General features: G+C 62.0%; 20 protein-coding genes. 6 read left to right on the top strand and 14 right to left on the bottom strand.

The window, feature by feature from the left end:
* Window positions 1–130: 130 nt before the first annotated feature.
* The 4 genes from PQQ96_RS05130 to PQQ96_RS05115 form a co-directional block, all read right to left on the bottom strand.
* Window positions 131–1393, bottom strand: a complete 1263-nt coding sequence (locus tag PQQ96_RS05130; RefSeq protein ID WP_408289642.1) for a c-type cytochrome — start codon at window positions 1391–1393, stop codon at window positions 131–133.
* Window positions 1390–2112 carry a (2Fe-2S)-binding protein gene (locus PQQ96_RS05125; protein ID WP_408289639.1) on the bottom strand — a complete coding sequence of 241 codons (723 nt, stop codon included), beginning with the start codon at window positions 2110–2112 and terminating at the stop codon, window positions 1390–1392. The genes PQQ96_RS05130 and PQQ96_RS05125 overlap by 4 nt, the downstream gene beginning before the upstream one ends.
* Window positions 2109–4937 (bottom strand): xanthine dehydrogenase family protein molybdopterin-binding subunit, encoded by a 2829-nt coding sequence (locus PQQ96_RS05120; protein WP_408289636.1) that lies wholly within the window; start codon window positions 4935–4937, stop codon window positions 2109–2111. Before PQQ96_RS05120 ends, PQQ96_RS05125 begins: the two co-directional genes overlap by 4 nt.
* Window positions 4938–5368: 431 nt before the next feature.
* On the bottom strand, window positions 5369–6124 hold the full coding sequence (locus PQQ96_RS05115; RefSeq protein ID WP_408289634.1) for a DeoR/GlpR family DNA-binding transcription regulator: 756 nt from the start codon (window positions 6122–6124) through the stop codon (window positions 5369–5371).
* Between the two features lie 123 nt (window positions 6125–6247).
* Here PQQ96_RS05115 and PQQ96_RS05110 point away from each other — a divergent pair, with 123 nt between their 5' ends.
* Both PQQ96_RS05110 and PQQ96_RS05105 read left to right on the top strand, forming a co-directional pair.
* A complete protein-coding gene (locus tag PQQ96_RS05110; RefSeq protein ID WP_408289631.1) occupies window positions 6248–6835 on the top strand; it encodes an NUDIX domain-containing protein in 588 nt (195 codons plus the stop codon).
* A 346-nt stretch (window positions 6836–7181) separates the two neighbouring features.
* Window positions 7182–7481, top strand: coding sequence for a hypothetical protein (locus tag PQQ96_RS05105; protein ID WP_408289628.1), 300 nt, complete (start codon window positions 7182–7184; stop codon window positions 7479–7481).
* 50 nt (window positions 7482–7531) lie between these two features.
* Here the strand turns inward: PQQ96_RS05105 and PQQ96_RS05100 are convergent, their stop codons facing one another.
* A complete protein-coding gene (locus tag PQQ96_RS05100; protein WP_408289625.1) occupies window positions 7532–8704 on the bottom strand; it encodes a porin in 1173 nt (390 codons plus the stop codon).
* Between the two features lie 205 nt (window positions 8705–8909).
* Window positions 8910–9149 (bottom strand): hypothetical protein, encoded by a 240-nt coding sequence (locus PQQ96_RS05095; RefSeq protein ID WP_408289622.1) that lies wholly within the window; start codon window positions 9147–9149, stop codon window positions 8910–8912.
* 70 nt (window positions 9150–9219) lie between these two features.
* On the opposite strand from PQQ96_RS05095, the gene PQQ96_RS05090 reads away from it, so the two are divergent.
* Window positions 9220–10329 carry an OpgC domain-containing protein gene (locus tag PQQ96_RS05090; protein ID WP_408289619.1) on the top strand — a complete coding sequence of 370 codons (1110 nt, stop codon included), beginning with the start codon at window positions 9220–9222 and terminating at the stop codon, window positions 10327–10329.
* Window positions 10330–10534: 205 nt separating this feature from the next.
* Window positions 10535–11395, top strand: a complete 861-nt coding sequence (locus tag PQQ96_RS05085) for an alpha/beta hydrolase (RefSeq protein ID WP_408289616.1) — start codon at window positions 10535–10537, stop codon at window positions 11393–11395.
* A 58-nt stretch (window positions 11396–11453) separates the two neighbouring features.
* On the opposite strand, the gene PQQ96_RS05080 is transcribed toward PQQ96_RS05085, so the two are convergent.
* Complete coding sequence (locus PQQ96_RS05080) at window positions 11454–12536, bottom strand: AI-2E family transporter (RefSeq protein WP_408289614.1); 1083 nt, start codon at window positions 12534–12536, stop codon at window positions 11454–11456.
* Window positions 12537–12881: 345 nt separating this feature from the next.
* Here PQQ96_RS05080 and PQQ96_RS05075 point away from each other — a divergent pair, with 345 nt between their 5' ends.
* A complete protein-coding gene (locus tag PQQ96_RS05075; RefSeq protein WP_408289756.1) occupies window positions 12882–13169 on the top strand; it encodes a DUF3331 domain-containing protein in 288 nt (95 codons plus the stop codon).
* Between the two features lie 339 nt (window positions 13170–13508).
* On the opposite strand, the gene PQQ96_RS05070 is transcribed toward PQQ96_RS05075, so the two are convergent.
* From PQQ96_RS05070 to PQQ96_RS05060, 3 genes are all read right to left on the bottom strand, one after another.
* Window positions 13509–13784, bottom strand: coding sequence for a DUF2164 domain-containing protein (locus tag PQQ96_RS05070; protein WP_408289755.1), 276 nt, complete (start codon window positions 13782–13784; stop codon window positions 13509–13511).
* A gap of 223 nt (window positions 13785–14007) precedes the next feature.
* On the bottom strand, window positions 14008–14514 hold the full coding sequence (locus PQQ96_RS05065) for a GNAT family N-acetyltransferase (protein WP_408289611.1): 507 nt from the start codon (window positions 14512–14514) through the stop codon (window positions 14008–14010).
* Between the two features lie 133 nt (window positions 14515–14647).
* Window positions 14648–16018 (bottom strand): MFS transporter, encoded by a 1371-nt coding sequence (locus PQQ96_RS05060; protein ID WP_408289609.1) that lies wholly within the window; start codon window positions 16016–16018, stop codon window positions 14648–14650.
* Between the two features lie 261 nt (window positions 16019–16279).
* Here PQQ96_RS05060 and PQQ96_RS05055 point away from each other — a divergent pair, with 261 nt between their 5' ends.
* On the top strand, window positions 16280–18850 hold the full coding sequence (locus tag PQQ96_RS05055) for an adenosylcobalamin-dependent ribonucleoside-diphosphate reductase (protein ID WP_408289606.1): 2571 nt from the start codon (window positions 16280–16282) through the stop codon (window positions 18848–18850).
* Window positions 18851–19026: 176 nt separating this feature from the next.
* On the opposite strand, the gene PQQ96_RS05050 is transcribed toward PQQ96_RS05055, so the two are convergent.
* The 4 genes from PQQ96_RS05050 to PQQ96_RS05035 form a co-directional block, all read right to left on the bottom strand.
* Window positions 19027–19977 (bottom strand): dimethyl sulfoxide reductase anchor subunit family protein, encoded by a 951-nt coding sequence (locus tag PQQ96_RS05050; RefSeq protein ID WP_408289604.1) that lies wholly within the window; start codon window positions 19975–19977, stop codon window positions 19027–19029.
* 22 nt (window positions 19978–19999) lie between these two features.
* The gene (locus tag PQQ96_RS05045; protein WP_408289601.1) at window positions 20000–20746 is read right to left on the bottom strand and encodes a 4Fe-4S dicluster domain-containing protein; all 747 of its coding nucleotides are present in this window, start codon (window positions 20744–20746) and stop codon (window positions 20000–20002) included.
* Between the two features lie 26 nt (window positions 20747–20772).
* Complete coding sequence (locus tag PQQ96_RS05040; protein WP_408289599.1) at window positions 20773–23694, bottom strand: molybdopterin-dependent oxidoreductase; 2922 nt, start codon at window positions 23692–23694, stop codon at window positions 20773–20775.
* Between the two features lie 146 nt (window positions 23695–23840).
* Window positions 23841–24773, bottom strand: coding sequence for a 2-hydroxyacid dehydrogenase (locus PQQ96_RS05035; protein WP_408289596.1), 933 nt, complete (start codon window positions 24771–24773; stop codon window positions 23841–23843).
* Between the last annotated feature and the right edge of the window lie 106 nt (window positions 24774–24879).

The raw sequence follows: 24879 nt of genomic DNA, 5'->3' as shown, positions 1-24879 counted from the left end.
TTGAGCAAGTCATGACGCGTGAGTTCACTGGCAGCACATGTATAAAAAAAGCCGGCACCTTTGACGGCACCGGCTCTTTCTTACATAACGCCCGACGCCAAGGTTGCAGCGCCCCGACGCATGGCATGGCTCATCGCAATGCTTTCACCGCATCCGCCGTCACGTCGGCAGGTTGGCCGCCATAACTCGCGCGCAGATAATTCGCGAGCTGCGCGAGTTCCGTGTCGCTGAGTTGCGCGGCGAAGCCCGGCATGTCCTGCATCCTTTCGAGGCCCGGAAAATCCTGCGCGCCAATGCCGTCGAGCATCGCCACGATCAGGTTGTGCGCATCGCCTTGACGCACCGTCGAGTTGGCATGCATCGGCACCGCGACGTGCGGCTTGCCCTCACCGCCCAGGCCGTGACAGCCGGCACACACCGCGAGATACACATTACGCCCCGCCTCGAGTTGCGCGGCATCGGCGGAGACCGATTGCAACGGTTGCGGCGCTGGCGCCTGGTCGCCGAGCAGATACGTCGACATCGCGCGCAGATCGTCATGCGTCATGTACTGGCTGCTCAGATGCACGACCGGATACATCTCGCCGAAGGCCGAACCTTGCGGTGCAATGCCCGTGGCGAAGAACGTCTGCAGGTCGGTAGCCGTCCAGCCACGCGCCGCCAAACCATGCGGCGTGATGTCCGGTGCGGCGATCCGGCCGAGCGCCGCGCCCGTCAGCGGCTTCGCTCCATCGAGCTGACCGAACTTGCCACGCGGTGTATGGCATTCGGCGCAATGACCGAGCGCGCTCGCCAGATAACGTCCGCGGTTCCAGTCGGCAGATTGCCCTGTCGATGCGTCCGGCAACGTGTCCTTCAGGAAGACCCAGTTCCAGAAGCGCACGCCAAAACGCATGTTGAACGGGAACGACAACTCCGGTTCGTGGTTCGCCACGGCTGCCGGCTTCTGCGCCATCAGATACGCGTAGATCGCATCGCTATCCGCACGTGACAGTTGGCGGTAAGACGTGTACGGCATGGCCGGATACAACTGCTTGTTCGCAGCGACGCCGTCGTGCAGCGCCTTGTACAGATCGTCCGCGCTCCAGTTGCCGATACCGTGATCCTTGTCCGGCGTGATGTTGGTGCCGTAAAAGGTGCCAAACGGCGAGGCCAGCTTCACGCCGCCGGCGAACGGCGCACCGTCCGACGTGGTGTGGCAGGCGGCACAGTCGGCGGCTTTGACGAGGTAACGGCCGCGCGCGAGCGGATCGGCGGCGGTGGATTGCGGGCCCATTGCGGCGGCGGCCTGCATCGCTGCGGCGGAGTTGTCCTGCTTGCCGCAAGCGCTTAGCAAAGCAGCCGTGCCGAGCAACAGCAGCGCGCGACGCACATTCATCGAGGGGCTCATCATGCGGCGTCCTTCACGAGGCCGGGCGTCGTCATCACGACGTCCTTCACGGCTTCGTAGTAGCGCACGTAGCCCGTGCAGCGGCAGATATGGTCGTTCAGTGCTTCGGTGATGGTTTGCTCGACCTTGTCTTTGGCAACCGGCTGACGCTTCAGACGCTCAATCAGCACCGTCGCCGCATTGACGAACCCGGGCGTACAGTAGCCGCACTGAAAACTGAAGTGCTCGAGAAACTTCTGCTGGATCGGCGACAGTTCGACGACCTCGCCTGCTTCGTTGCGCTTGGCGTGGCCTTCGATCGTGCGGATGGCTTTACCATTGAAGAAATTCGCGCCCGTGATGCAGGTGCGCACTTCTTCGCTGGTGCCGTCCGGCTTGTCGACGATCACGACGCACGCGTGGCAGATGCCCTGACCGCAGCCGAGGCGCGAGCCGGTCAGGTGCAGATACTCGTGCAGGTAATCGATCATCATCAGACCGGCGGGCACGTCGGTCGGGCCGACGATCTCGCCGTTCACCTTGATCGACACCGGCAGCGTGCGGAAATGCGTCAACGGACGCTCGACCACCGTTGCCGCCGGCGCGCTGGCAGGAACGCCGGCGGACGCAGCAGCAGAGCCGGAAGCAGCGGAAGCAGTGGCGACAGCGCCTGAAGCAGCAACAGCGCTGGCCGGGTTAACGCCGCTCGCGGCGCTGGCGGGAGTTTGAGTGGGGGCCGTCATGCGAGCACCTTCTGAATATGTTGCGGGGTGACCGGCAGGTCGGTAAAGCGATGTCCGATCGCGTGCGCGATACCGTTCACGATGGCGCCGACCACCGGAATCATCACCACTTCGGCGATGCCCTTCGGCGGATCGGTATCGGTCAGCGGCGGCAGCACTTCGCCGGTCTGGGTCCAGACGGCGACGTCGGTTGCGCGCGGCAACTGGTAACGATTGAAGTTCCACGTACCGTTGCCGGGGCCGTCTTCATAGAGCGGCAGATACTCGTGCAATGCGTGGCCGATACCCATCGCGAGGCCGCCTTGCAACTGGCCCGACACGAGTTGCGGCGAAAGCTGATTGCCGCATTCCATGATCGAGTGATGCGCGAGCACATTCACCTTGCCGCTCGCTTCATGTACCGACAATTCGACCAGGGTGCCGACCGCGCTGTAGTACGTGACCGCCGCGTTGTTGCGCTGAACCGGCGGATAGAACACGCGCTGACGATCAAGCACGCGATAATGGTTCGCAGTGGTTTGCAGTTTCTTTTTATCGGCCGAAGCGTTGTCGCCATATCGAAGCGCAAGGCCATCGAGCGGCAGGCGCTCGACGCTGCCGTCGATTTCGAAGTCTGACTCGGTCCATTGCCAGCGATTGAACACGTGCACCGTCGCGCCCGTTACCAGACCCAACTCGTGCGCCTTCTTCGCGAGCTGTTCGAACGGCAGCGCTTCGAGCCCCGCCGCGGACAGCTTGCCGTCGACCCAACGCGCGTCCTCGATGCGCACCACCAGCGGCGCGGCTTGACCACCGCCGCCGCCCTGGCTCCAGATCGCCATCGCCGCCGGCCACAAGCCGTGCGAGAAAACGACCCGTGCTGCTTCACGCGTACTGTGCGTGAAGTAGAACGCCGAATTCGTCGCGCTCGAAGGCGACGCATAACCCGGCGACCAGCGCGGATTCGCGGCCAGCTTGTCCTGGTCCGATTGCGACATCATGTACGGGTCGCCGCTCGTGACGACCGGCAGATCGGGCCAATCGGTGATCGCAACGTGCACGTCGGTGGCCGGCATGCCGAGCCACTTCGCGACCGCGACCGCCTGCGAAGTCGACATGCCGGTGCCGATTTCGGCAGCTGTATGCTGCAGGCTGATCTTGCCGTCGGCGCTGAACTCGACCTTCGCAAACGAAGTCTCCGCGCCCGTGCCGAAGTCCTTTTGCACACAGGCAAAACCGACCCCGTAACGCGTGCCAGGATGCGCCGCTTCGAACTCCGCTTTACGCTTCGCGCGATTCACCCACAGCGGATGAACCTTCGCCTTCTGCAACACATCGTCGACACGAATCGCTCCCGCGGGCACAGCGCCCTGGGTGTTCTTCATGCCTGAACGCAGCGCGTTTTTCAGGCGGAAGTCGATCGGATCGACATTCAGTTGCGCGGCCATTTCGTCGATCATCATTTCGGTCGCGGCCATGCTTTGCAGCGTGCCGTAACCGCGTGCAGAACCGGCGTCGATCGCGCGCGTGGCGATCGCCACGGCCGAGAGATCGTTCTTCGGAAAGTAGTAGATCGATTGCGCAGCGGTCGCGCCGACCATCGCCACCGACGGCGAGAAGTTGCAACGACCGCCGCCGTTCGCTTCCATCGCGGCCTTGAACGATTGCAGCAGACCCGTGTTCTTATCGACCGCGATCCGGTAGTTCATCTTGAACGCGTGGCGTTTCAAGGACGTCTGGAACTGCTCGTAGCGATCGTTGGCGAGACGCACCGGACGGCCGTCCGCATACATCGCGCAGACGAGGCCGTAGAACGGCACGTTGAAGTGGTCCTTCGATCCATAGCCGACGGTGTAGCACGGGTGGATAAACAGGTTCTTCACCGGGAACGCGCACTTCGCGACCATGCCGGCTGCGCTGTCCGCGACCTCGGACGGCGCCTGGGTCGGCACGACCATGTGCAGCGATTGCGTCGCGGCGTCGTACCAGCAGTTCGCGTTGTCGGGTTCGAGCGCGGCGGTGTCGATCGACTGCGTGTTGTACTCGCGCTCCATCACCAGCCAGTCCGCCGACGGATGATCCAGTTCCTGCTGCATCTGTCCGGCATAGAACATGCCCTGCTCGTCGAGCTTGCCGTGTTCGACACCGTCCGGCCACACCGGCTGGTGCTTACGCATCATGCTCGGGAACACCGGTGCATCTTTCAGGCTGGAGAAGACATCGTCGTCATAGGGCGTCTTGCCGCCGACGCGCACGAAGCGGAACGTGCCCCACGGATCGCGTTCGAGCGGCCCCGTTTGCGCGCCGTAACGGATGATCTGATCCTGGAACTTCAGTTTGTCTTTCGCGAAGCGGAAGCGCGCGAAGTCGTGATAGATCAGGATCGCGACCGCCTGGCCAAGATACGCGGGCGTCTTGCCCGGCGGCAGCAACATGTCGTCGCCGTAGAAGGCCGGGAAGATCAGGCCGTCGCGCGTCAGATCGTCCGCCGTGACCACGCGATCAGGCTTCAGTTCGTCGCCGAGCAGCGTGAGATCGAAACCTTCGTAGCTGCGATCGGCTTGCGTCGTGCGCAGGATGAAGGCGTGCGACTGCTGCTGTGGCCAGTGCGGCATGTCGGTGGCGCGGACGTCGCGCGCGAACACTTTCGAGCCGGTCACTTTGGCAAGGCCGTCGATTCGGAATTTCGCCTGACCGTTGGCGGCGTCCCACTGAACCGGCGTCAGAATTTTGTCTTCGAACAACGCAGCGAATGCGCGGCTACCCATCGGCGCGATATATACCGACACCCCCGCCAACACGCTGGCCTTCAGAAAACTACGACGCGAAAGGTCGAGTTTCCCCATGGACTTCTCCTTTAGTGAACACAGCGGCAACCCGATAGCAGGACGGACGCGGAACACAGGCCGGCGCGGCCGCATACTAGATTACACGCGACGGACCTGCGCTGAACTGCTGTTAACCACGAGGGAGGTGTTCGAACCGCGGGCGCTTACGTGCGCCCCCGGGCATGCCGGCGGCGTGCAGCGGACATCACGTCGGCGATGTCGCAGTCGATCTGATTTACCTTGAACTACCGTGAGTTGCCTTTTCCCTGCCCTACAGAGGGCAAGGGGCCGGATTATCTCGCTGTTTAGACACACGGTGCGTCATTTTTTGTCTTCTATCTCGAAAATAACGGATCGGGTATGGATCGTTATAAAATCGAGTTTATATCGATTAACCAGGCACGTGAGATTACGATGAAGCGTTATGGTGACGAGGTTATAACGCAAAACTAAGCACGCAAGATCGTGATGCCCAATGCCTCGAACGGAGCCGTATGCGCTTCCGGCGTGTTCCGCTCGACGACGATCGTGCTTGCCGCAGTCACGTCCGCAATCTTGTACGCTGAGGCCGCATTGAATTTCTCCGCCGATGCCAGCACCACCGTCTCAGCCGCATGTTCCGAGAGTGCACGTTTAATGTAGGCCTCCTCTATATCGCCGGTGCTCAGGCCCGCTTGCGGATGTATACCGGTCACGCCCATAAAGTAGAAGTCGGCGCGAATGTGGCTGAGTGCCTCAATAGCGGCAGCACCGACATTGACCATTGAATGCCGGAACAGGCGCCCGCCGATCATGATGACCTCGAGCTCCGTGTGCTCCGCCAGTTCAACGGCGATGCTCGGGCTGTGTGTGACGATCGTCGCCCGCAAGTCGCGCGGCAGATGACGCGCCAGTTGCACGGCGGTTGTGCCGCCGTCGATGAACGCAATCTGCCCCCGCGCGATCATGCCCGCTGCCGCCCGGCCAATTGCCGCTTTCGACGCCGATTCGATACGCTCGCGCCCGGCGAGATCCACTGTTGCTGGCGACGCCGGCAACGCCCCCCCATGCACGCGCTGAAGTTGCCCTTCGGCAGCGAGCTCGCGTAAATCGCGGCGGATGGTGTCCTCAGAGACGTCGAACTCCACGCTCAAGGCCTTGGCGATCACCTGGCCGTCACGCTTGAGCGCCTCAAGGATCAGCTGTTTTCTTTGCGATGTAAGCACGGCGGCGGTCCTGGAAGCAATTTGGCAATTTGCACGAAATTTCTTGTTTTTGCACGATACTGCACGATACCATAAATTGCATGCGGTGCAGACCGCGTTTCCCAACAGGACAGGATGTGAGCCATGAACGAAATCGCCGGGCGGGTACGGATTGTCGACGTGAAAGTGCTATCGGACGACTGGTATGTGCTGAAGAAAACCACCTTTGACTACCAGCGCGCGGATGGCAGTTGGCAACGCCAGAGCCGCGAAACCTACGACCGCGGCAACGGCGCGACGCTGCTGCTGTACGACGCGCGCCGCCGGACGGTCGTGCTGACAAGGCAATTCCGTCTGCCGGCCTTCGTCAATGGCCATCACGGCATGCTGATCGAGGCACCGGCGGGCCTGCTGGAGGCGGCCTCGCCTGAGGAGCGGATTCGCGCCGAAGTCGAAGAGGAAACCGGCTATCGCGTGCATGAGGTGCGCAAGGTGTTCGAAGCCTTCATGAGTCCGGGTTCGGTAACGGAAAAGCTGCACTTTTTCGTCGCGGAATACGATGCGGTGGCCAAGGTCGGCGCGGGCGGCGGGATTGCCGACGAAGGCGAAGATATCGAGGTGCTGGAACTGCCGGTGGACGAAGCACTGGCGATGGTCGGGCACGGCGAGATCGTCGACGGGAAGACGATCATGTTGTTGCAGTACGCAAAGTTGAATCTGTTCGGCGTGTAAGCGGCAGCTCGCCGGTCACTCGACCAGACCGCCGTGACAGGCGTGGGCGCATACGCAGAGTATGGCGAGCGCCCTGCTGCCGCTACGGCTGCCCTGTCCGCGGCCTGGCGGCGAGCCAAACATTTCGGACTAGTCTCACGCGACTTTAGGAAAAAGACGATATGTTGAAGAACGTCAAAAAAATATCCTTACGGGTCCCTTTGAAGGCTGCCCCGCTGTTAAAGCGTTGCAAGTCTTTAACCGGAACAACCCTTTCCGTCAGTATATTTTTTTACTTCGTCAGCTTGATCAAGCCGGCGGATGATTTGAGGTTTAAGTGGATTCTCTTAATTCAGCGAACAGATTCATGGGTGGCTTCTTTTTCGGCACCGTGGTCGCTGCAGTCGTGATGGTGTTGCTGTGCAACGCCGGTGAATTTTCGCCGTTCATAGCGAAGCTGCATGCTTTGGAACAGGTCATCCTGACCGCGCTCGTATCAATCGTGATCGTCGATGCAAAGCCATTGGCCTATAAGACCGTCTGGCGTGAACGCCGTTGCAGCTTCGTTCTCGATGAAGATCTGAGCGCGACCATTCGAGGCAGAACCTTCGGCATTCCTGCCGGCGTAGTTATCGGGATTCTGATTCAGAACTACGTGATGAACTGAACCGGCCGTGCCCGCCAGACACACACGGCCGGCACGCCCGGCCGCCGCGCCTAGAACTTATGCCGTATCGCCGCGCGCACCACGACCTGCTTCGATGTCGATGACGGCGACTGGGTGCCGACGTTGAAGGCATCGTCCAGAATCGAATAGGTGGAGTCGCCGGTCACCTGCTGGTATTCGCCCTGAATGTACACATCGGTGCGTTTGGACAGGTTGTAGTCCGCCATCAGGCCGAACGAATGAATTTTCGGCTTCACGCCCCCGCTCGAAGCGTCGTAGGTTTCCATCGTATAGACGTACTGCGCGCCCACGAACAGCAGCGGCGAAATCTGATACTTGCCGTTCACCTCGAAGTTCTGATACTTCAACGAGTTCAACAGTACGCCCGCCGGCGCAAGCGGCATCACGCCGAGATAGCCGTTGCCGGTCGGGTCCAGATAGTTCGAGTTGGTGTACACGAAACCGGCCGTGGCCGGGCCGAAGGTATAAGTGATGCCGCCGCCGAACACCCGCATGCGGGCGGCGATAAAGCTGGCGTCGTTCGCGGTGATCGCGCCGGTTGAGCCGTTGCCGGGGTTGTCGGCCTGCAGATACGCCGCGGCCACCAGCAGTCCGCCATAGGTGTACTGGCCGCCGAAACTGTACGCGCGATTGTTGGCAAAGTTGGTGTCGTTACTGAAGCTGTAGACGCCGCCGAACTGGAAACCCGAGAGCGACGGGCTGGTGTACTTGACGCTGTTGTCGAGCCGGAACGAGTTGTCGGTGTTGTCGTTATCGTACGGATGCGAGAACAGTGAACCGGCCCAGTTGCCGTTGGCCGTCGTCGGCGCCAGAAAGTCGACCACCGAGTCGTACTGGCGGCCGAACGTCAATGTGCCGTATGGCTCCGAGCTCAAGCCGACGAACGCCTGACGGCCGAACATCCGGCCGCCCTGGTTAAGCTGCCCGGAACTGACGTCGAAGCCGTTTTCCAGCTGGAAGATCGCCTTCAGGCCGCCGCCCAGATCCTCGGCGCCCTTCAAGCCCCAGCGGCTGCCTTGTGCATCGCCGCTCGCGAGTTCATAGACATGGCCGCGGCCGACATTATTGGTGTAGTTGATGCCTTCATCGAGCACGCCATACAGCGACACACTCGTCTGGGCAAAAGCGGGTGGGGAGAAAATAGCTAGCAAAGTGGCGGACAAAGCAGTGGAGACAGCCAGCGCGAACACTTGCTTGTTCATGATGATCTCCCTGAGCTCGAGTAATGGGACAACTCGATCCGACTGCTTTCTTTTTGACGCTAGTCGAGGCGTTTTTTGACCCCGACGCGCTTTAAGGAAATCCTCACACGCCGTTACGTCGCCGTCCATCGGGTGTCGTGCGCATAGCCCAAAACGTTGCGAAATCTCCACTGCGTGAGGCAGCCCCTTTTTTCGCGGCGCTTATTCAGGTAAACGGCACCGCGCCGCCCGGACTTAAGCCGGCTATCGGATTGGCGGCGCCGGCCCTGGCACGTCTCGTAGCAGTTTTGTTATAGAAAGAAATATAATTGAAAGCTTTTGCGGCGCTGCAGCGGAACTCCGCGCCGTCAAACGGGTCATTTTTACTGGCCTCTATAACCGAGCCTCGTATGGCCGGTTCAAGCGGCAACGCGGCCATCTGCCGCCGCACCCAATCCAATTTCAAAAAGCTTCGTGAGACGCCTGCTGCGCTAGACTAGCGCGCCGTTGCACGGGGCTGCTTTTGGCACCACACAATGCAAAAGTCGCAATCCCGCTTGATCGAGCTCGATTTTTTCCGCGGGCTCGTCCTCCTGATCATCGTCGTCGATCACATTGGCGGCAGCATTCTGTCGCGCGTCACGCTGCACGCGTATGCGCTGTGCGACGCAGCTGAGGTCTTCGTGTTCCTCGGCGGCTTCGCCACCGCCACCGCCTACGCGGCGCTCGCCGAACGGCGTAACGAGGCAACCGCGCGCAGTCGCTTCCTGCGGCGCTCACTCGAAATCTATCGCGCATTCCTCATCACGGCCGGCTTGATGCTGCTGGTCAGCGCGGTGCTGACCGCGTTCAGTATCGACGGCCCGAATCTCGCCACCACCGATCTCGATGATCTGATGAACGCCCCCGTCGCCGCCCTGCGCGACATCCTGCTGTTCCGCCGCCAGCCCTATCTCGCTTCCGTGTTGCCGATGTACGCGCTCTTCGCCCTGCTGGTGCCGATGATCCTGCCGCTCGCGCGCAGCAAACCCTGGCTGCTGCTGGCCGGCAGTGTGGCGCTGTGGGCGGGTGCACCGGCTGTCAACGTCTACCTGCCCGCCGCGCCGGACATGCATTGGGATTTCAACCCGTTTGCATGGCAGTTACTGTTCGTGTTCGGCGTGCTCGCACGTTGCCAGCCGGTCTATCGGCGGATCAGCGCACACCGTCTCGGCTGGCTGGTCAGCGTGCTGGCGTTCGCCGTGGTGGCCGCCGCGGCCTACTACAAGCTGTTTATCGAACGCGAGCCGCTCGATGGCAGCTTCAAACAGAACCTCTCCTACCTGCGCGCCGTCAATTTTCTCGCGATCGCGTGGCTCGTCGCGAACCTGATCCGGCTCGGCTGGGCGAGGAAGCTCGCTCAATGGGCGCCGTGGATCGGCATGATCGGCCGCAAAGGGCTGCTGTGCTTTATCGCGGGCGCCGTGATTTCGCTGGTCGTCGATTCCGTGCTGTATGCCGCGACCGACGGCTATCTGAACTACCCCCTCGGGCTGGTGGCGGATGCCTGTGCGGTCGGCGCGCTGTTCGCCGTCGCCAAGGCGTCGGAGCCGTTCAAGCGCTTCATGACGCATCTGTGGGGTTTGCGTCTTAGAACGTCGCCCTGAGTCAGTGAGCGGTGTGCGCATGCATGTGTGAGATTTCGCTGTGCTGCCGCTTGCTGTGTCACCGCGTACGGTTAGCCGCTTGTCGCGTGCGTGCCTGACGAATTACCGCGCTATCGCTTACCCCGCTGCCGCTTGCCGATTTCCACTGCCGATACTGATAGCATGACAGCCGCGCGCGACATGCGCGGCGGCCTCCTACTTTGAAATGCGTCTATTCCTACATTCCGCACTCCTCGCGCTATGCGCCGTTGTCGGCGCGCCGGCGAGTGCCAGCACCGTCATCAGCCGAAGCTTCCATTCCGAAGCGCTCGGCCGCGACTGGACCTACACGATTTATCTGCCCACCGGCTATCGCCACGACGCCGCCCGCATTCCCGTGCTCTACCTCCTGCACGGCAACAACGGCGACGCCAACGATTGGCTCACGCTGGGCCATCTGCAGACCACCGCCGACGCGCTGATCGAGCGCAAGGAAATACCGCCGGTCGCGATCGTGATGCCGCAAGGCGGGACGGACTGGTACGTCGATCGCAAGGAGAAGATGGAGACAGCGTTCTTCGTCGATCTGCTTCCCGAGATCGAAACGCACTACGCGGTCGCAACACAGCGCGGCGGGCGGATGATCGGCGGCGTGTCGATGGGCGGGTTCGGTGCACTGCGCTACGCCATGACGCAACCCGAGCTCTTTTGCGGCGCGCTCCTGCTCAGCCCCGCGATCTATCCGAATGAGCCGCCGCTCGCTTCGGCGGCGCGCCGCGTCGGCGTGTTCGGCGACCGGCAGTTCGATCCGCATGTCTGGCATGCGCTCAACTATCCGGCGCAATGGGAGCGGTACATGAGCCGGCCGTACCGCCTGCCGATGTTCATCGCCGCCGGTGACGACGACCTCGCAATCCAGGCCGATGCGTCATCGCTTTATACGCATCTTCGGCTGGCGGGGAATCCGGCAGCGCTGCGCATCATCGACGGCGGCCACACCTGGGATGTCTGGAGCGCGCTGCTGCCCGCCGCGTTGAAATATACGCTGGACTGCGTCAAACAGTCAGCGCGCGATCAGGAAAAGTAAATCAGGACCAGTGAGCCGGCGAGTCAGCAGTCCTGATTGCACCGGAAATTGCGTGCAACTATTGCACGAGATCGGTCCACAGCACCACCAGCACAGTCATGAGCGCGGGGCCGATGAAGAGGCCGAGCAAACCGAACGTTTCGGCCCCGCCGAGAATGCCGAACAGCACCAGCAGGAAAGGCAATCGCGTCGAGTTGCCGATCAGCACCGGCCGCACGAAATGCTCGGCGACGAACACCACGACCGCGCCGAACACCGCAAGCCCGATGGCCCCGGCAACCGAGCCTTGCGAAAACAGCCACAAGGCCGCAAGGCCGAACGTAATCGGTGCACAGAACGGCAGCATCGCGGCGATCGCCGTAATGAAGGCGAGCAGCGCGACGTGCGGCAAGCCGGTCACGAAATAGGCGACGCCCAATAACACGCCCTCGCCGAGCCCGACCACCACCAGCCCCGACACCGTACCGCGCACGGCCGCCGCCATGCGCTCGAGCAACTGCGCGCCATCTTCACCGAAGCCGCGCCGCGCGCCTTTCATCAGCGAGCCGGACACACGCGGCCCCGCCTGAAAGATCACGAACAGCGTGACCAGCATGAAGGCGAACACCATCACGCCGTGCGCCGCGCGCGCGCCGAAGTGGCGGCCGAGCGACATCACCGTGGTGCTGTGCAGCCCCTTCATTGCCGCCGAGTCGCGCAGCGGCTGAGCGAGATTGGCCTGCCACCAGGCTGAAATCTGTTGCACACCGAACGGCAAGCGCTCGAGGATGTCCGGCACCGGAATACCGTTTTCCTGCACGGTCTTGAACCACTCATTCATGTCGTGGGCTTCGTGCAGCGCCTGGGCAATGCCGATACCGACCGGCAGCACCACCAGCAACGCGATTGCGAGCGTCAGCACCGCGGCGATCAGCGTCGTGCGGCCGGTGAACCAGCGGCTGCCCTCCACCTTTTTCACGAGCGGCCACAAGGCAATCGCAATGACGCCGGCCCACGCTACCACCGCGATGAAATCGCGCACGACCCACAGCGCAAGCAACACCAGTGCGATGTACAGGACGAGTGACGCCGCTTTCTGCTTCTTCAGGCGATCAGGCGGTGTCGGCGATTCGGGGGGTGCTGCGGGGGGACGTGAATTCATGTGAGCTCTTAGGGTCTTGTAGCGATGCGCGCGAGCCGACCAGAAAAATGCAAACCCGCTACACTTGCATTGCACGGTCGCTCATCAATAACGACATCTTAAAGGAAGCACCGGCGCCCCTCGCGAGCGGCATTCTCGTCGCACCACGTACAACACAGCGTTGCAAAAATCCACGCTATCGCAAATTCATATCGCATACGGCCCGCAAAGCCCCGTCGCTTCGGGTAAGTGTGGATGTCAAGTTTCATTGTTGCTGTTTCGAGAACAGTGTTTCAACTGCGGCACAATGGCTATCCGGCGCGCGTAGGACTACATTCGGCACACCACAATACGGAGCCGACGATGATGACCTTAGAGTCCATCCCCCTTGACGGAAGCAACGGCGTACGCATTGAAATTCTCGAGCGCTCCGACACGACGCTGGTGATCCGGTGGGTCGAACCGGGGCGTTGTCATTATGGCGAGCAGCGCTGGCGCCGGCGCTCGGCGCATACGTCGGGGACGTGCGCCGTGACGCGCCGCAAGATTCGCCGCGGCGATGCGGTGTTCAAACCGGCGGAACGGCCGGCACCTTCTAATGCGTCTGCAATGATTTGTGCTGAGGTGTTGGGCGCGCTCGCTGCTGAAGTTTGATTTTTTAGCTTTGATTTTATTGCCAGCGCGATTGCCTGCGCGGCGCCTGGTTGTCTGCAAGACTGCGCCACTGGCCTTTCCCTTTCCAGGTATCCGTATTACGCGGTTGACGCTCATGTTTCGTGTGGCGTCGCCGCGGTTGCTCCCTCGCATGCGCGGTCGCGCCGAGCAGCGCTGATCGCTCCGAAACTGTCAGTCACGCCGCACCTACGCTGCCATTCAGCACAGCATCAAGCCGAGCGCCTCATGCCCGTACTCGAACTTGAACTCATTCCATTTGAGCCGCCACCGCGAATTATTCGATAGGATGCTGCGAATACCTGCTCCATCCCATCACGCCTACCTGCGTGGTTTGGCTTTCACGTCATACTTCTTCCAATACTGAAACTCTTCTTCGTGCACCTCAAAGTCGAGCTCCGAGACGCTTTGCTGGAGCCGTTCTTGCGCGTCAGCCACGGCCTTGTTGTAGATAGTGGGGCCGATTTCCTCAAGGAAGAAACCGAGGAGCGCCCCAGCGGCGATGTTGCCTATAGGCTCCTCCATATTTTTCTCGAAATAGCGCTGAATGGAGGTAATCGCAGCTGCTCGAACTTCTTTATTCAATTCAATTGTCATAGCGGCTGCGCCCGGCAACATTGTCTTGTATGAAAGAGACCCTGATCGACGATTGCTGGCGACGATCTGCAATCGACCGCACCCGTGCCGCACACCATGCGACCGCTGTTGGCCTCACCCTACCCTCTGGCGAACCGGTGCAAGCAACACCCGAGCGACACCCGTTCCGTCGATTCATCATGCGATAAGGCTGCCGCGAAAGATACCGGCCTTGCTACCGGCGTCAACGCAGCCGCTTACACATGTGTTCCTCGTCATAGAATCGTTCATTAATCTGCATGGCACGGGGTTCCAATCCGAAGGTCTCAAACCCCTGCGATGTATAGAGGCTCTTCGCCGCTACGTTTTCCGCGTTGACGCACAGCATTAGCTGGATGGTATTCCACTCCTCTGATGCATGCGTTGTCGCGGCAGCCAGAAGCATCCCGGCAATCCCGTGCCCACGGTACGAAGGGTGCACGAACACGCCCCAGATTGTCGCCTTGTGGCTTACCTGATGCAGCGGCTCTCGCCGTATGCCCGTGATACCGGTCAACACCTCGCCATCGAAGGCGCCGAACACGGCTTGCGTGGGCGTCAACCGGATGCGATTGGCGGTTTCTTCGATCGATCGCGCCATCTCCTCTTCGCGCGTTGGCCATATCGATATAGGGGAGTTTTCTACGGCGAGAAGACGCAACGATTTGAAACGCTCGGCATCATTTGGAGCAAGAAGGCGGACAGTGACCATGCCAGTACAGGTAGAGGTTGACTGAAGACGCCTACATTACTTGATAGGAATAATGCCGCGCAAGGCCTCACTGCCTGCCTGTGCTATCTGACGCAATCGGCCGGATTGACGGAAACCGCGTCAATCCGATTAATCATGCGGTCGGTCTGGCGTGTCCGCTATCGCCCATCGTCCGTGCTTCGTCGTATTCCCGCGAGATGTCCTTGTTCGTGTAGTCACCCAGCCGCGAAGCGGCGATCAGGCTGAGCACCGCACACACCAGGATATAGCCCGCGATGGCATAGCCCGAATGGTAGTAGGCGAAGAGCGCGGTCGCTATCAGCGGCGCAGGGCCGCCGGCAATGACCGAGGCCAACTGGTAGCCCATGGACGCACCGCTGTAACGCAGCCGCCCCGTGAAGGATTCCGCGATCAGAGCGGCCTGGGGACCGTACAGCATCGAATGCGGTACCAGCGAGAGCACGATGGCCGCGAAGATCCACATCGGATCCCGGGTGTCGACCATTGCAAAATAGAGGAAGCCAAATACGCCGACGATGGCGGCACCGATCATATACATCCGCCGTCGCCCGATCAGATCGGACACGTGGCCAAACAGCGGGATGGTGAAGAATTCCAGCACGGAAGCAGCCAGCACCGCCGTCAGCAGCAAGTCGCGTGTCACGCCCAGTGTCGTGACGCCATAGGTGAAGACGAAGGCCGTGAAAATATAGAAAGGCGCCTGTTCGGCCATGCGCGCCAAGGCCGAGAAAAGGATGTCTTTCGGCTGGCGGCGCAACACCTCGAGCATCGGCGTCTTCTCGATCTTGCGCTCAGCGAGGAGCCGCGCGAAGATCGGCGTCTCGAGAATATTCAGGCGGATGTAGAGGCCGATCGCGACCAGTACAATACTGAGGAAGAATGGCACTCGCCAGCCCCACGTGAGGAATCCGCTGCCGGAGATCTGGCTCATGGCCAGCACGGCCAGATTGGCGAGAAATAGTCCCGCCGGCACACCGAACTGCGGCCATGAGGCGACGAAACCGCGATGCGAATTGGTGCGCGCCCATTCCATCGACATCAGGACCGAGCCACCCCATTCTCCGCCGACGCCCACGCCCTGAATGAAGCGCAGCACCGTGAGCGCGACGGCGCCCCAGATGCCGATCGTCGCATAGGTCGGAACAAAGGCCACAGCAAACGTCGCGAGTCCCATCAGTAACAGCGTCACGATCAACGTAGCCTTGCGTCCGATGCGATCGCCATAGTGGCCGAAAATGGCTGCGCCAACCGGCCTCGCTATAAAGCCGACGGCGTAAATCAAAAAAGCCTGCAGTGTGCCGACGAGTGGGTCTGATCCCGGAAAATATAGCTTCGCGAAAACCAGGCCAGTAACTGTACTGTAGAGGAAGAAGTCATACCATTCGATCGTAGTACCAATCGTGCTGGCGATGACTGCGCGGCGCAACTGGCGCCGAGCGTCGTGATCGGAGAGGGGCATCGCCCCTGATTGCGTGGCGGCCATTTGAGATCCCCAAAAAGAAGGGCGATATCCTGATATAGACCGTTTGCGCGATGAGATGTTCCGGTGGCGGCAAGGTGCGGCCGGTATCTGTTGCACCGCATGAGTCTGGAAAAAACCCTCCCCTGATTGCGGCCCTTCGCCATGTGCTAAGGTGGGCTTCATTGCGCCTGGTCACCTCACTCGCCCCACGCGCGGCGGTATAGTGACCCGCAATCCCACCCACCGCGCCGCGACTCTTGCGACGCCGTTAGAGGCCACGCCATGGCAGAAGACACCTCGGAAACCCGCGCCGCAGCTGCGGCTCCCGCCCAGCTAGTTGCACCGCAACACTTCTCGCTGGACGTCCTGCTCGAGAAATACGCGAAAGGCGACGAGCAATCGGCCGACGACGTGTTCAAACGCGTCGCCCGCGGCGTGGCTCAGGCAGAGCCAGAAGCGCTGCGCGAATCAGTTGAAGCGCTTTTCGTCGACAATCTGCGGCACGGCGCACTCGGCGCGGGACGCATCATGAGCGCGGCCGGCACGGGCATCGCCGCCACGCTCATCAATTGCTTCGTGCAACCGGTCGGCGACGCGATTCAGGGTGTCGATGAACAAGGCCTGCCCGGCATCTACGTGGCGCTGCTGCAAGCCGCCGAAACGATGCGCCGCGGCGGTGGTGTCGGCTACAACTTTTCCGCGATCCGGCCCAAGGGTGCCCGCGTTCATACCACCAGTTCGTCCGCGTCCGGACCGTGCAGTTATATGGACGTGTTCGACGCCTCGTGCCGGACCGTGGAGAGCGCCGGCTCACGGCGCGGCGCGCAGATGGCCGTGCTCGACTGCAATCACCCCGATCTGATCGAGTTCATCGAGGCGAAACATTCGAAAGGCCGCTGGAACAACTTCAATGTGTCCGTGGGCGTCACCGACGAATTCATGCGCGCAGTCAAAGGCGATCAGCCCTGGCAACTCGTGCACCGCGCCGACCCGTCGCCGGCGTTGCGCGCGGCAGGCGACGTGCGGCAACGCGAAGACGGCCTGTGGGTCTATAGCGAAAGACCCGCCCGCGAGATCTGGGATCGCATCATGCGCTCCACTTACGACGTCGCCGAGCCCGGCATCGTGTTCATCTCGCGCATGAACGAAGATAACAATCTGCGCGCCGTCGAAACCATCCGCGCCACCAATCCGTGCGGCGAACAACCGCTGCCGGCCTACGGTTGCTGCAATCTCGGGCCGTTGAACCTCACGCGTTTCGTGCTCGATCCGTTCGCGCAAATGAAAGGCCGCAAGCCTTCGTTCGACTGGGACGGTCTTGCCAAACGCACCCGCACCCAGGTGCGTTTTCTCGACGACGTGCTCGACGTCACGCTCTGGCCGCTGCAGCAGCAATATGACGAGTCGCGCGCCAAGCGGCGCATCGGCGTCGGCTTCACCGGCCTCGGCGATACGCTGGTGATGCTCGGCCTGCGCTACAACTCGCAGGAAGGCCGCGACTTCGCGGTGCGCATTGCCCGGCTGATGCGCGACGAAGCCTATCGGGCGTCGGTGGAACTGGCGCGCGAGCGCGGCGCGTTTGAATTGTTCGACGCCGGGCGCTATCTGGAAGCGGGCACGTTCGCCTCGCGCCTGCCCGACGACATCAAGGATGCGATACGCCAGGACGGCATCCGCAACAGTCATTTGCTATCGATCGCGCCGACGGGCACCGTCAGCCTCGCCTTCGCCGACAACGCGTCGAACGGCATCGAACCCGCTTTCTCGTGGACCTACACGCGCATGAAGGTGATGGCCGACGGCGGCCGCGAATCGTTCGATGTCGAAGACTACGCGTATCGCCTTTATCGCGAGCTTGGCGGCGATGTAAAAAACCTGCCCGACTACTTCGTCAGCGCACTGGAAATGTCGGCACGCGACCATCTCGACATGATGGCCGCCGTGCAGCCGTACGTGGACACGTCGATCTCGAAGACCGTGAACGTGCCGGCGGACTATCCGTTCGAAGCATTCGAAAGCCTCTACTTCGACGCGTGGAAAAATGGCCTCAAGGGTCTCGCCACGTACCGTCCGAATGAAACGCTCGGCGCGGTGCTGAGCGTGAGCCCGCCGCAAGTCGATGACACGCTGGCCGAGACGGATCAGGATCCGCTGCGGATCGCGATCGATCATCGGCCCAAGGGCGAGTTGCCGGCAATCATCGAAAAGGTCGAGTACCTGACGCAAGCGGGCAAGAAGTCGCTTTACGTGGCGGTGTCGTTCATCGAAGTGACGGGACGGCTCGGCGGTGAAGAGGTCACGATCGAGCGCCCCATCGAGTTCTTCATTCCGACCGGTCAGCGTGACGAATCGCAACAATGGATTACGGCAACGATGCGTTCGCTGTCGCTCGCAGCACGTGGTGGTTTTGTCGCGCGTAACTTGCAGGATATGCGCAAGGTGTCGTGGGATCGCGGGCAGGTGCGGCTCGGCGAGGTGCAGCGTCTCGACGGTCACCGCACACCGCGCTGGCACGATTCCGAAGTGGCGGCGCTCGCTTTTGCGATCCAGCAGATTCTGCACCGGCGCGGCTTTCTCGACGCCGAAGGCAACCAGGTGCCGTCGCGCATACTGGCGCGTTTGCCGCGCGGGCAGATGAAGGCCGAGACGGCGTTGCCTGCGGATTTCGGCATCCGTCCACATCCTGGTGACGCTGACGCGGCAGAGGATAATGCCCTGCTACAGCCCGGTGGTACACAAGGATTGCACACTATGCTCGGGCGCAAATGCGGCTCGTGCGGTGCGAACGCAGTGATTCGCAAGGATGGCTGCGACTTTTGTACCGCGTGTGGTGAGGTTGGCGCGTGCGGGTGAGTGGCAACTGAGCGCAGCCCTATGCTGCCGCGCACGGGTGAGCGCTTAGTCTCACCCGGCTCTCCATCAAGTTGGCTTGCGGACCGCGACTCGTCGCTGCACCAACGCTTGCTGATCGAGTTGATCGCGCGAGGCCCGACCACACGCACGCGCGAACCCGTGCAGCTTTCGGCTTATCAGCCGACTCGAGCGTAATACAGATTCTGCGGATGCTTGGCTTCTGCAAAAAAGAACCAGCGTTCAGCCACGAGACCGGCGTATTGCACGAGACACGCCGCGGCCAGCAAGCCAAGCGACACACCGATCGGGAGCAGGCCCGCGCCTAGCGCCATCAGCAACACGGGCACGGCAAACGCGGCCACGAGGAATCCCCATTTGACGCCACGCAGCGTCCCCGCGGACTTGCCGTGAAAGAATTCGCGCAGATTAAACGCACCAGCGGTAAAGCCGCGCGAGACCTGCACGAGCTTCGGGTTTTTGATGCCGGTCGCGCTTTGCACCGTGGACTTCGGCCGCAACCGGGCATTACGCACGAGCGATGCTGAACGGCTCGCGCAACCGGCCAGCGTGAGCACACAGGCACACAGCGCCAACCCCGCCGTCAGCGCGGGCGCGAACCAGGCGGTCAGCGCCGTCGCCAGCGTGAACCCGGAAGCGCAGCCGAGCAGCACAAAATTGACCAGCGTGAGCGGCGTGGCCCATTCCTGCAGAAAGCGCAGGCACGCGTAGATCATCGCCGAGCAGACAAATAGCACGGCGCTCGCCAGCACACCGAGCGCGCCTATCGCGAGCGACCACGGCGAACCGAACCAATGCGCGACGCCATAGAAAAAAGCACAGGCGAGAAACGCCGGCAGGCAAAGACACTCGCGCGATAACCACGAGGTTCGCCACATCGCGACCGCGCGCCACGCGCGCTCCGGATGTCCGAGATGGAAGAACGACGCGATCAGTCCCAAGCCGCCCAACACGACCGACAGCGCCGCGCCGGTGACATAGAACGCATCGGTAGGCGCCGCGATCAGCCCCAGATGCGCGGCCGCCTCCACGCCAACGAGCGCAATCAGCAGCCCCTGCGCCGCGCCGCTTAGCGTAGTGAGAAAAACCACGGAGAAAGCAGGATTCATCGTGAGGTCCTTTGTCTGTCCTTTAGATGCGCGTCGCCATCGACGCCAGATGCAACTCTCCGCGCTCGACTTGCGCGTCGAACGAGGCCGGCGAATCCACGACCGACCCAGTCGATTTGCACGAACAGCCGTCGCTGCCGCAACCCGAGGCCGACGTGGTGACGCGCGGCAAATAATGATTCGCCGGCTTCGTGTTCCATTCAGGCATCAACTGATAGCCGCCACGCTCCTCGATCGCCTTCGACACCACCGAGTCCGGGTCGTGGATATCGCCGAACAGCCGCGCGGAGGTCGGGCACGCAAGCACGCAGGCGGGTTGCCGGTCGCGCTCGGAGAGATTTTCGTCATGAATACGATCGACGCACAACGTGCACTTCGTCATCTCCTTGCGCGCTTCGTCGAGTTCGCGCGCGCCGTAAGGGCAAGCCCACGCGCAATACTTGCAGCCGATGCACTTGTCGAAATCGACCAGCACTAGGCCGTCCTCCTTACGCTTGTAGCTGGCGCCGGTCGGGCACACTGGCACGCACGGCGGGTCTTCGCAGTGCAGACACGACTTCGGGAAATGGATCGTTTCGGCGTTCGGATAACTGCCCGCCTCGAAGCTCTGCACGCGGTTGAAGAATGTGCCGGACGGATCGGCATCGTAGGGATTCAGGTCGGCGAGACTGCCCGATTCGCCCGACGTGTTCCACTCCTTGCAACTGGTCACGCAAGCCTGGCATCCCACGCATACGTTCAGGTCGATCACCAATGCCATCTGAGTCATCAAAGGCTCCTTGCTGAATTACTGCGTCACTTGCGCCCAGCCGCGCCACGCAGCCGCGCCGCGAACTCGCCACGCCCCGCGAAGTAGGTCTGCACGATCCGCGAGATCACGCCGTTCGAGCCCGGCAACGCCTGCATCGCGTCGAACTGGGGCAGCGTGTGCCGCGCGTCCGCTTCCGCCGGATAAATGCGCACCCGGACGTCGTACCACGCGGCCTGTCCGGTGACCGGATCGGAATTCGACACGCGTCCTGCCGCGTCATCCGCGGCGGGCAGTTCGTCGGTGATCAAATGATTGAGCAGAAAGCCGCGCTGCGATTCGTTCGCGCCCGCGCCGAGGTTCCATGCACCCGCGGCCTTGCCGATCGCATTCCACGTCCATACCGTTCCCGGCTCGACCGTCTCGCTGAAGCGCGCCATGCAGCGCACGCGGCCCCATTGCGATTCGGCATAGATCCAGCTGCCGTCGGCAATGCCGTTCTCCGCCGCCATCAGCGGATTCATGTAGAGATAGTTCTCGCCATGAATCTGCCGCAGCCACGCGTTCTGTGAGTCCCATGAGTGATACATCGCCATCGGCCGTTGCGTCACGGCGGCGAGCGGAAAGCGCGCGAGATCGGTGGAATGGCTCTCCAGCGGCGCATAAAAGAACGGCAGCGGATCGAAGTACTTCTCGACGCGCGCGCGCAAGTGCTCCGGCGGCTGCCTGCCGCTCGTGCGGCCCTGCGCGGCGAGCCTGAACTTCTGCATGACGTCGGAGTAAAGCTGGATCAGGATCGGCTCGCTGAATTTGCGGAAGCCGTTTTTCACCGCCCAGTCGAGATACGGCCCGTTGACGTTGCGCATGTATTGGAAGGTCTCGGGCAACCGGTAATGGAACACGCAATTGTTCTTCGCGTACTGTTCCCATTGCTGCGGATTCGGCTCACCTACCAGCGCCTTGTCGCCGTCCTTGCCGCGCCAGCCGATCAGAAAGCCGACGCCGGAATCGGGCGAGGTCGTGAAATTGACGATGAAGTCGGGATAGTCGCGAAAGCGCCGTGTGCCTTCGGCCGTGGTGAAAGCGGGAAACTTAAGCCGCGAAGCGAGTTCGATCAGCACTTCCTGAAAGGGCTTGCACTCGCCCGTCGGCGGCACGACCGGCACGCGCACGGAATCCACCGGACCATCGAACTCGGAAATCGGCCGGTCGAGCATCGACATCGCGTCGTGCCGCTCGAGATAGGTCGTGTCCGGCAGGATCAGATCGGCGAACGCTGTCATCTCCGACTGGAACGCATCGCACACCACGAGAAACGGAATCTTGTACTCGCCGTTCGCGTGCTTGTCGGCGAGCATCTCACGCACCTTCATCGTATTCATCGACGAATTCCACGCCATGTTGGCCATGAAAATCATCAACGTATCGATAGGATACGGATCGCCGCGCCACGCGTTGGTGATGACGCTATGCATCACGCCATGCACCGCAAGCGGATATTCCCAGGAGAACGCCTTGTCGATCCGTACCGGGCCACCCTGCTCGTCGATGAACAGGTCTTCGGGTGCGGCGGGCCAGCCGAGCGGCCCGGTTGCGAGCGGCGTATTCGGCTTGACGGCATCGGGACTGTTCGGCGGTTTGGCCGACGGCGGCACCGCGCGCGGATACGGCGACTTATGGCGAAAGCCGCCGGGGCGGTCAATCGTGCCAAGCAGCGACATCAGCACCGCAAGCGCACGGATCGACTGGAAGCCGTTGGAATGCGCGGCCAGTCCGCGCATCGCATGAAAGGCCACCGGATTGCCGGTCACCGTTTCGTGCGTTTGGCCCCAGGCGTCGGTCCATGGGATCGGCAGCGTGATCCGGTGGTTGCGGCTGGTCTCGATCATTTCGCCCGCGAGGCGGCGAATCGTGTCCGCCGCAATCCCGGTGATCTCAGCGGCCCACTCGGGCGTGCAATCAGCCACGCGTTCGCGCAACAACGCGAACGACGGCGTGACCGGCGTGCCGTCGGCGAGCGTATAGCGGCCGTCCAGCGCGGGCGTCACGCCCGGCGCATGATGCGGCACGGCGCGCGCGGCCTCAGCGTCCCACCAGAGATGATTCTGCGGAAACAGCGGATTGCCGACCGGCCGCTCCGGGTCGCGCACGAACAGGCCGAAGTTTTCGCTGGCTTCGTCGAGATCGACGAGTTCCGCCGCATTCGTATAGCGCTGCACGAACTCGTGGTCCCAGGCGTCGGCGGCAATCAATTCATGCAGGAATGCCATGAACAGCGCGCCGTCGGTGCCTGGCTTGATCGGCACCCACTCGTCGGCAATCGCCGCATAGCCGGTGCGGATCGGATTAATGGCGATAAAGCGGCCACCCGCGCGCTTGAACTTCGAAATGGCGATCTTGAGCGGATTCGAATGATGATCTTCCGCCGTGCCGATCATGAAGAAGAGTTTGGCGCTGTCCAGATCGGGGCCGCCGAATTCCCAGAACGAGCCGCCGATCGTATAGATCATGCCGGCCGCCATATTGGCCGAGCAGAAGCCACCGTGGGCCGCGTAATTTGGCGTGCCGAACTGTTTGGCAAAGAGGCCCGTGAGCGCCTGCATCTGGTCGCGGCCGGTGAACAGGGCGAATTTCTTTGGATCCGTGGCTCGGATCGTGGCCAGGCGCTTTTCGAGCACGTCGAACGCGACCTCCCACGACACCGGCTCGAACTGCGCACTGCCCCGCTCCGCGCCCGCCTTGCGCATCAAGGGCTGGGTCAGGCGCGCCGGTGAGTACTGCTTCATGATGCCCGAGGCACCCTTCGCGCAGATCACCCCCTGGTTCAGCGGATGCTCGGGGTTGCCGTCGATGTAGCGCACCTCGCCTTCACGCAGATGCACCCGAATGCCGCAGCGACAGGCACACATGTAACAAGTGGTCGTCTTGACCTCCAGCCGTTCGTTCTGCGTGCGGGCGTGGTGTTCCATGCTGGGGATCTCCGTCGCTGCTCCGGCTGTGTCGAAGCGGTATGGTTCGATATCGACCATCCTATTCGCCGCAGGCCCACAAGGGAAATCGCGATTTACGAGAGAAACTATCCGCTGCGCTGATAGTTTCAATTAGCCTTCAGCTATCAGATCGGCGTCAACACAGCTTCGCCCGCGAAATGCCGCTTCGCATTGGCCAGAAAATTGTCGACCGAGGCCGCGATCGCTTCCGGCGAGCGGCCGCCCACATGCGGCGTCAAAACCACGTTGCGCAACGTCAGCAAGGCTTCGGGGGGATGCGGCTCGCCCTCGTAGACGTCGAGGCCCGCGCCGGCAATCGTTCCCGTGGCAAGCGCCTGCGCCAACGCGGCGGTATCCACGACACTGCCGCGCGAGACATTGATCACGAAACCGTTGGCCCCCAGCGCCTCCAGCACCCTGGCGCCGATCAGATGACGCGTGCTGGCGCCACCAGGCGTCGCCACCACCAGAAAATCGCACCACTGCGCGAGCCCCTGCACGCTGTCGAAATAGCGCAGCGACGCGTCTTCACGCGGTTTGCGGTTGTGATACCCGATTTCCATATCGAACCCGGCGCCACGCCGTGCGACCTTCTCGCCGATATTGCCGAGCCCGACGATGCCAAGCCGCTTGCCGGACACGTTCGGGCGCATCGGCAACGTGTCGCGCCAGACGCCCTCGCGGGTTGCCTGATCCAGTTGCGGCACGTCGCGCACCACGGCGAGCAGCAAGGCGAACGCGTGATCGGCCACGCAGTGATCGTTGGTGCCCGCGCCGTTGACGAGCACGATGCCGCGCGAGCGGGCGTGGTCGACGGCGAGGTTCTCATAGCCGGCGCCGAGCGCGCTGACAAACTCGAGTTGCGGCATCCGGTCGATTTCAGCGGCCGTCAGTCCGGTCGTGCCGTTGGTCAGCACGGCACGGATCGCCTCGCCATGCGCGGCAATCACGGCGGCCCGCTGGGTGGCATCGGGTGCATAGACGACGTCGAAAGCGGCCTCGACACCGGCGCGGCTTGCGTCCTTCAGGGGGATCAGAACCAGCAGGGATGGCTTCATAACGTGGCGGTTTTTCTTTGGGCGGTGACGGACTGGAAACACGACGAGTGAGTGTAACAAGCCTCCCCCGGCCCCGTCGGCCCGCTGGCAAGCGGCCACAGGCGAC

Origin of the sequence: Paraburkholderia sediminicola, from assembly GCF_046027825.1 — a bacterium.
GTDB lineage: Bacteria > Pseudomonadota > Gammaproteobacteria > Burkholderiales > Burkholderiaceae > Paraburkholderia > Paraburkholderia sediminicola_D.
This window is presented reverse-complemented; position numbering and strand designations above follow the sequence as displayed.

Excerpts from the sequence above, each read along its gene's own strand:
- PQQ96_RS05130 (WP_408289642.1), bottom strand. The coding sequence starts at position 1,393 with ATGATGAGCCCCTCGATGAATGTGCGTCGCGCGCTGCTGTTGCTCGGC.
- PQQ96_RS05125 (WP_408289639.1), bottom strand. The coding sequence starts at position 2,112 with ATGACGGCCCCCACTCAAACTCCCGCCAGCGCCGCGAGCGGCGTTAAC.
- PQQ96_RS05120 (WP_408289636.1), bottom strand. The coding sequence starts at position 4,937 with ATGGGGAAACTCGACCTTTCGCGTCGTAGTTTTCTGAAGGCCAGCGTG.
- PQQ96_RS05110 (WP_408289631.1), top strand. The coding sequence starts at position 6,248 with ATGAACGAAATCGCCGGGCGGGTACGGATTGTCGACGTGAAAGTGCTA.
- PQQ96_RS05105 (WP_408289628.1), top strand. The coding sequence starts at position 7,182 with ATGGGTGGCTTCTTTTTCGGCACCGTGGTCGCTGCAGTCGTGATGGTG.
- PQQ96_RS05100 (WP_408289625.1), bottom strand. The coding sequence starts at position 8,704 with ATGAACAAGCAAGTGTTCGCGCTGGCTGTCTCCACTGCTTTGTCCGCC.
- PQQ96_RS05090 (WP_408289619.1), top strand. The coding sequence starts at position 9,220 with ATGCAAAAGTCGCAATCCCGCTTGATCGAGCTCGATTTTTTCCGCGGG.
- PQQ96_RS05085 (WP_408289616.1), top strand. The coding sequence starts at position 10,535 with ATGCGTCTATTCCTACATTCCGCACTCCTCGCGCTATGCGCCGTTGTC.
- PQQ96_RS05080 (WP_408289614.1), bottom strand. The coding sequence starts at position 12,536 with ATGAATTCACGTCCCCCCGCAGCACCCCCCGAATCGCCGACACCGCCT.
- PQQ96_RS05075 (WP_408289756.1), top strand. The coding sequence starts at position 12,882 with ATGACCTTAGAGTCCATCCCCCTTGACGGAAGCAACGGCGTACGCATT.
- PQQ96_RS05070 (WP_408289755.1), bottom strand. The coding sequence starts at position 13,784 with ATGACAATTGAATTGAATAAAGAAGTTCGAGCAGCTGCGATTACCTCC.
- PQQ96_RS05065 (WP_408289611.1), bottom strand. The coding sequence starts at position 14,514 with ATGGTCACTGTCCGCCTTCTTGCTCCAAATGATGCCGAGCGTTTCAAA.
- PQQ96_RS05060 (WP_408289609.1), bottom strand. The coding sequence starts at position 16,018 with ATGGCCGCCACGCAATCAGGGGCGATGCCCCTCTCCGATCACGACGCT.
- PQQ96_RS05055 (WP_408289606.1), top strand. The coding sequence starts at position 16,280 with ATGGCAGAAGACACCTCGGAAACCCGCGCCGCAGCTGCGGCTCCCGCC.
- PQQ96_RS05050 (WP_408289604.1), bottom strand. The coding sequence starts at position 19,977 with ATGAATCCTGCTTTCTCCGTGGTTTTTCTCACTACGCTAAGCGGCGCG.
- PQQ96_RS05045 (WP_408289601.1), bottom strand. The coding sequence starts at position 20,746 with ATGACTCAGATGGCATTGGTGATCGACCTGAACGTATGCGTGGGATGC.
- PQQ96_RS05040 (WP_408289599.1), bottom strand. The coding sequence starts at position 23,694 with ATGGAACACCACGCCCGCACGCAGAACGAACGGCTGGAGGTCAAGACG.
- PQQ96_RS05035 (WP_408289596.1), bottom strand. The coding sequence starts at position 24,773 with ATGAAGCCATCCCTGCTGGTTCTGATCCCCCTGAAGGACGCAAGCCGC.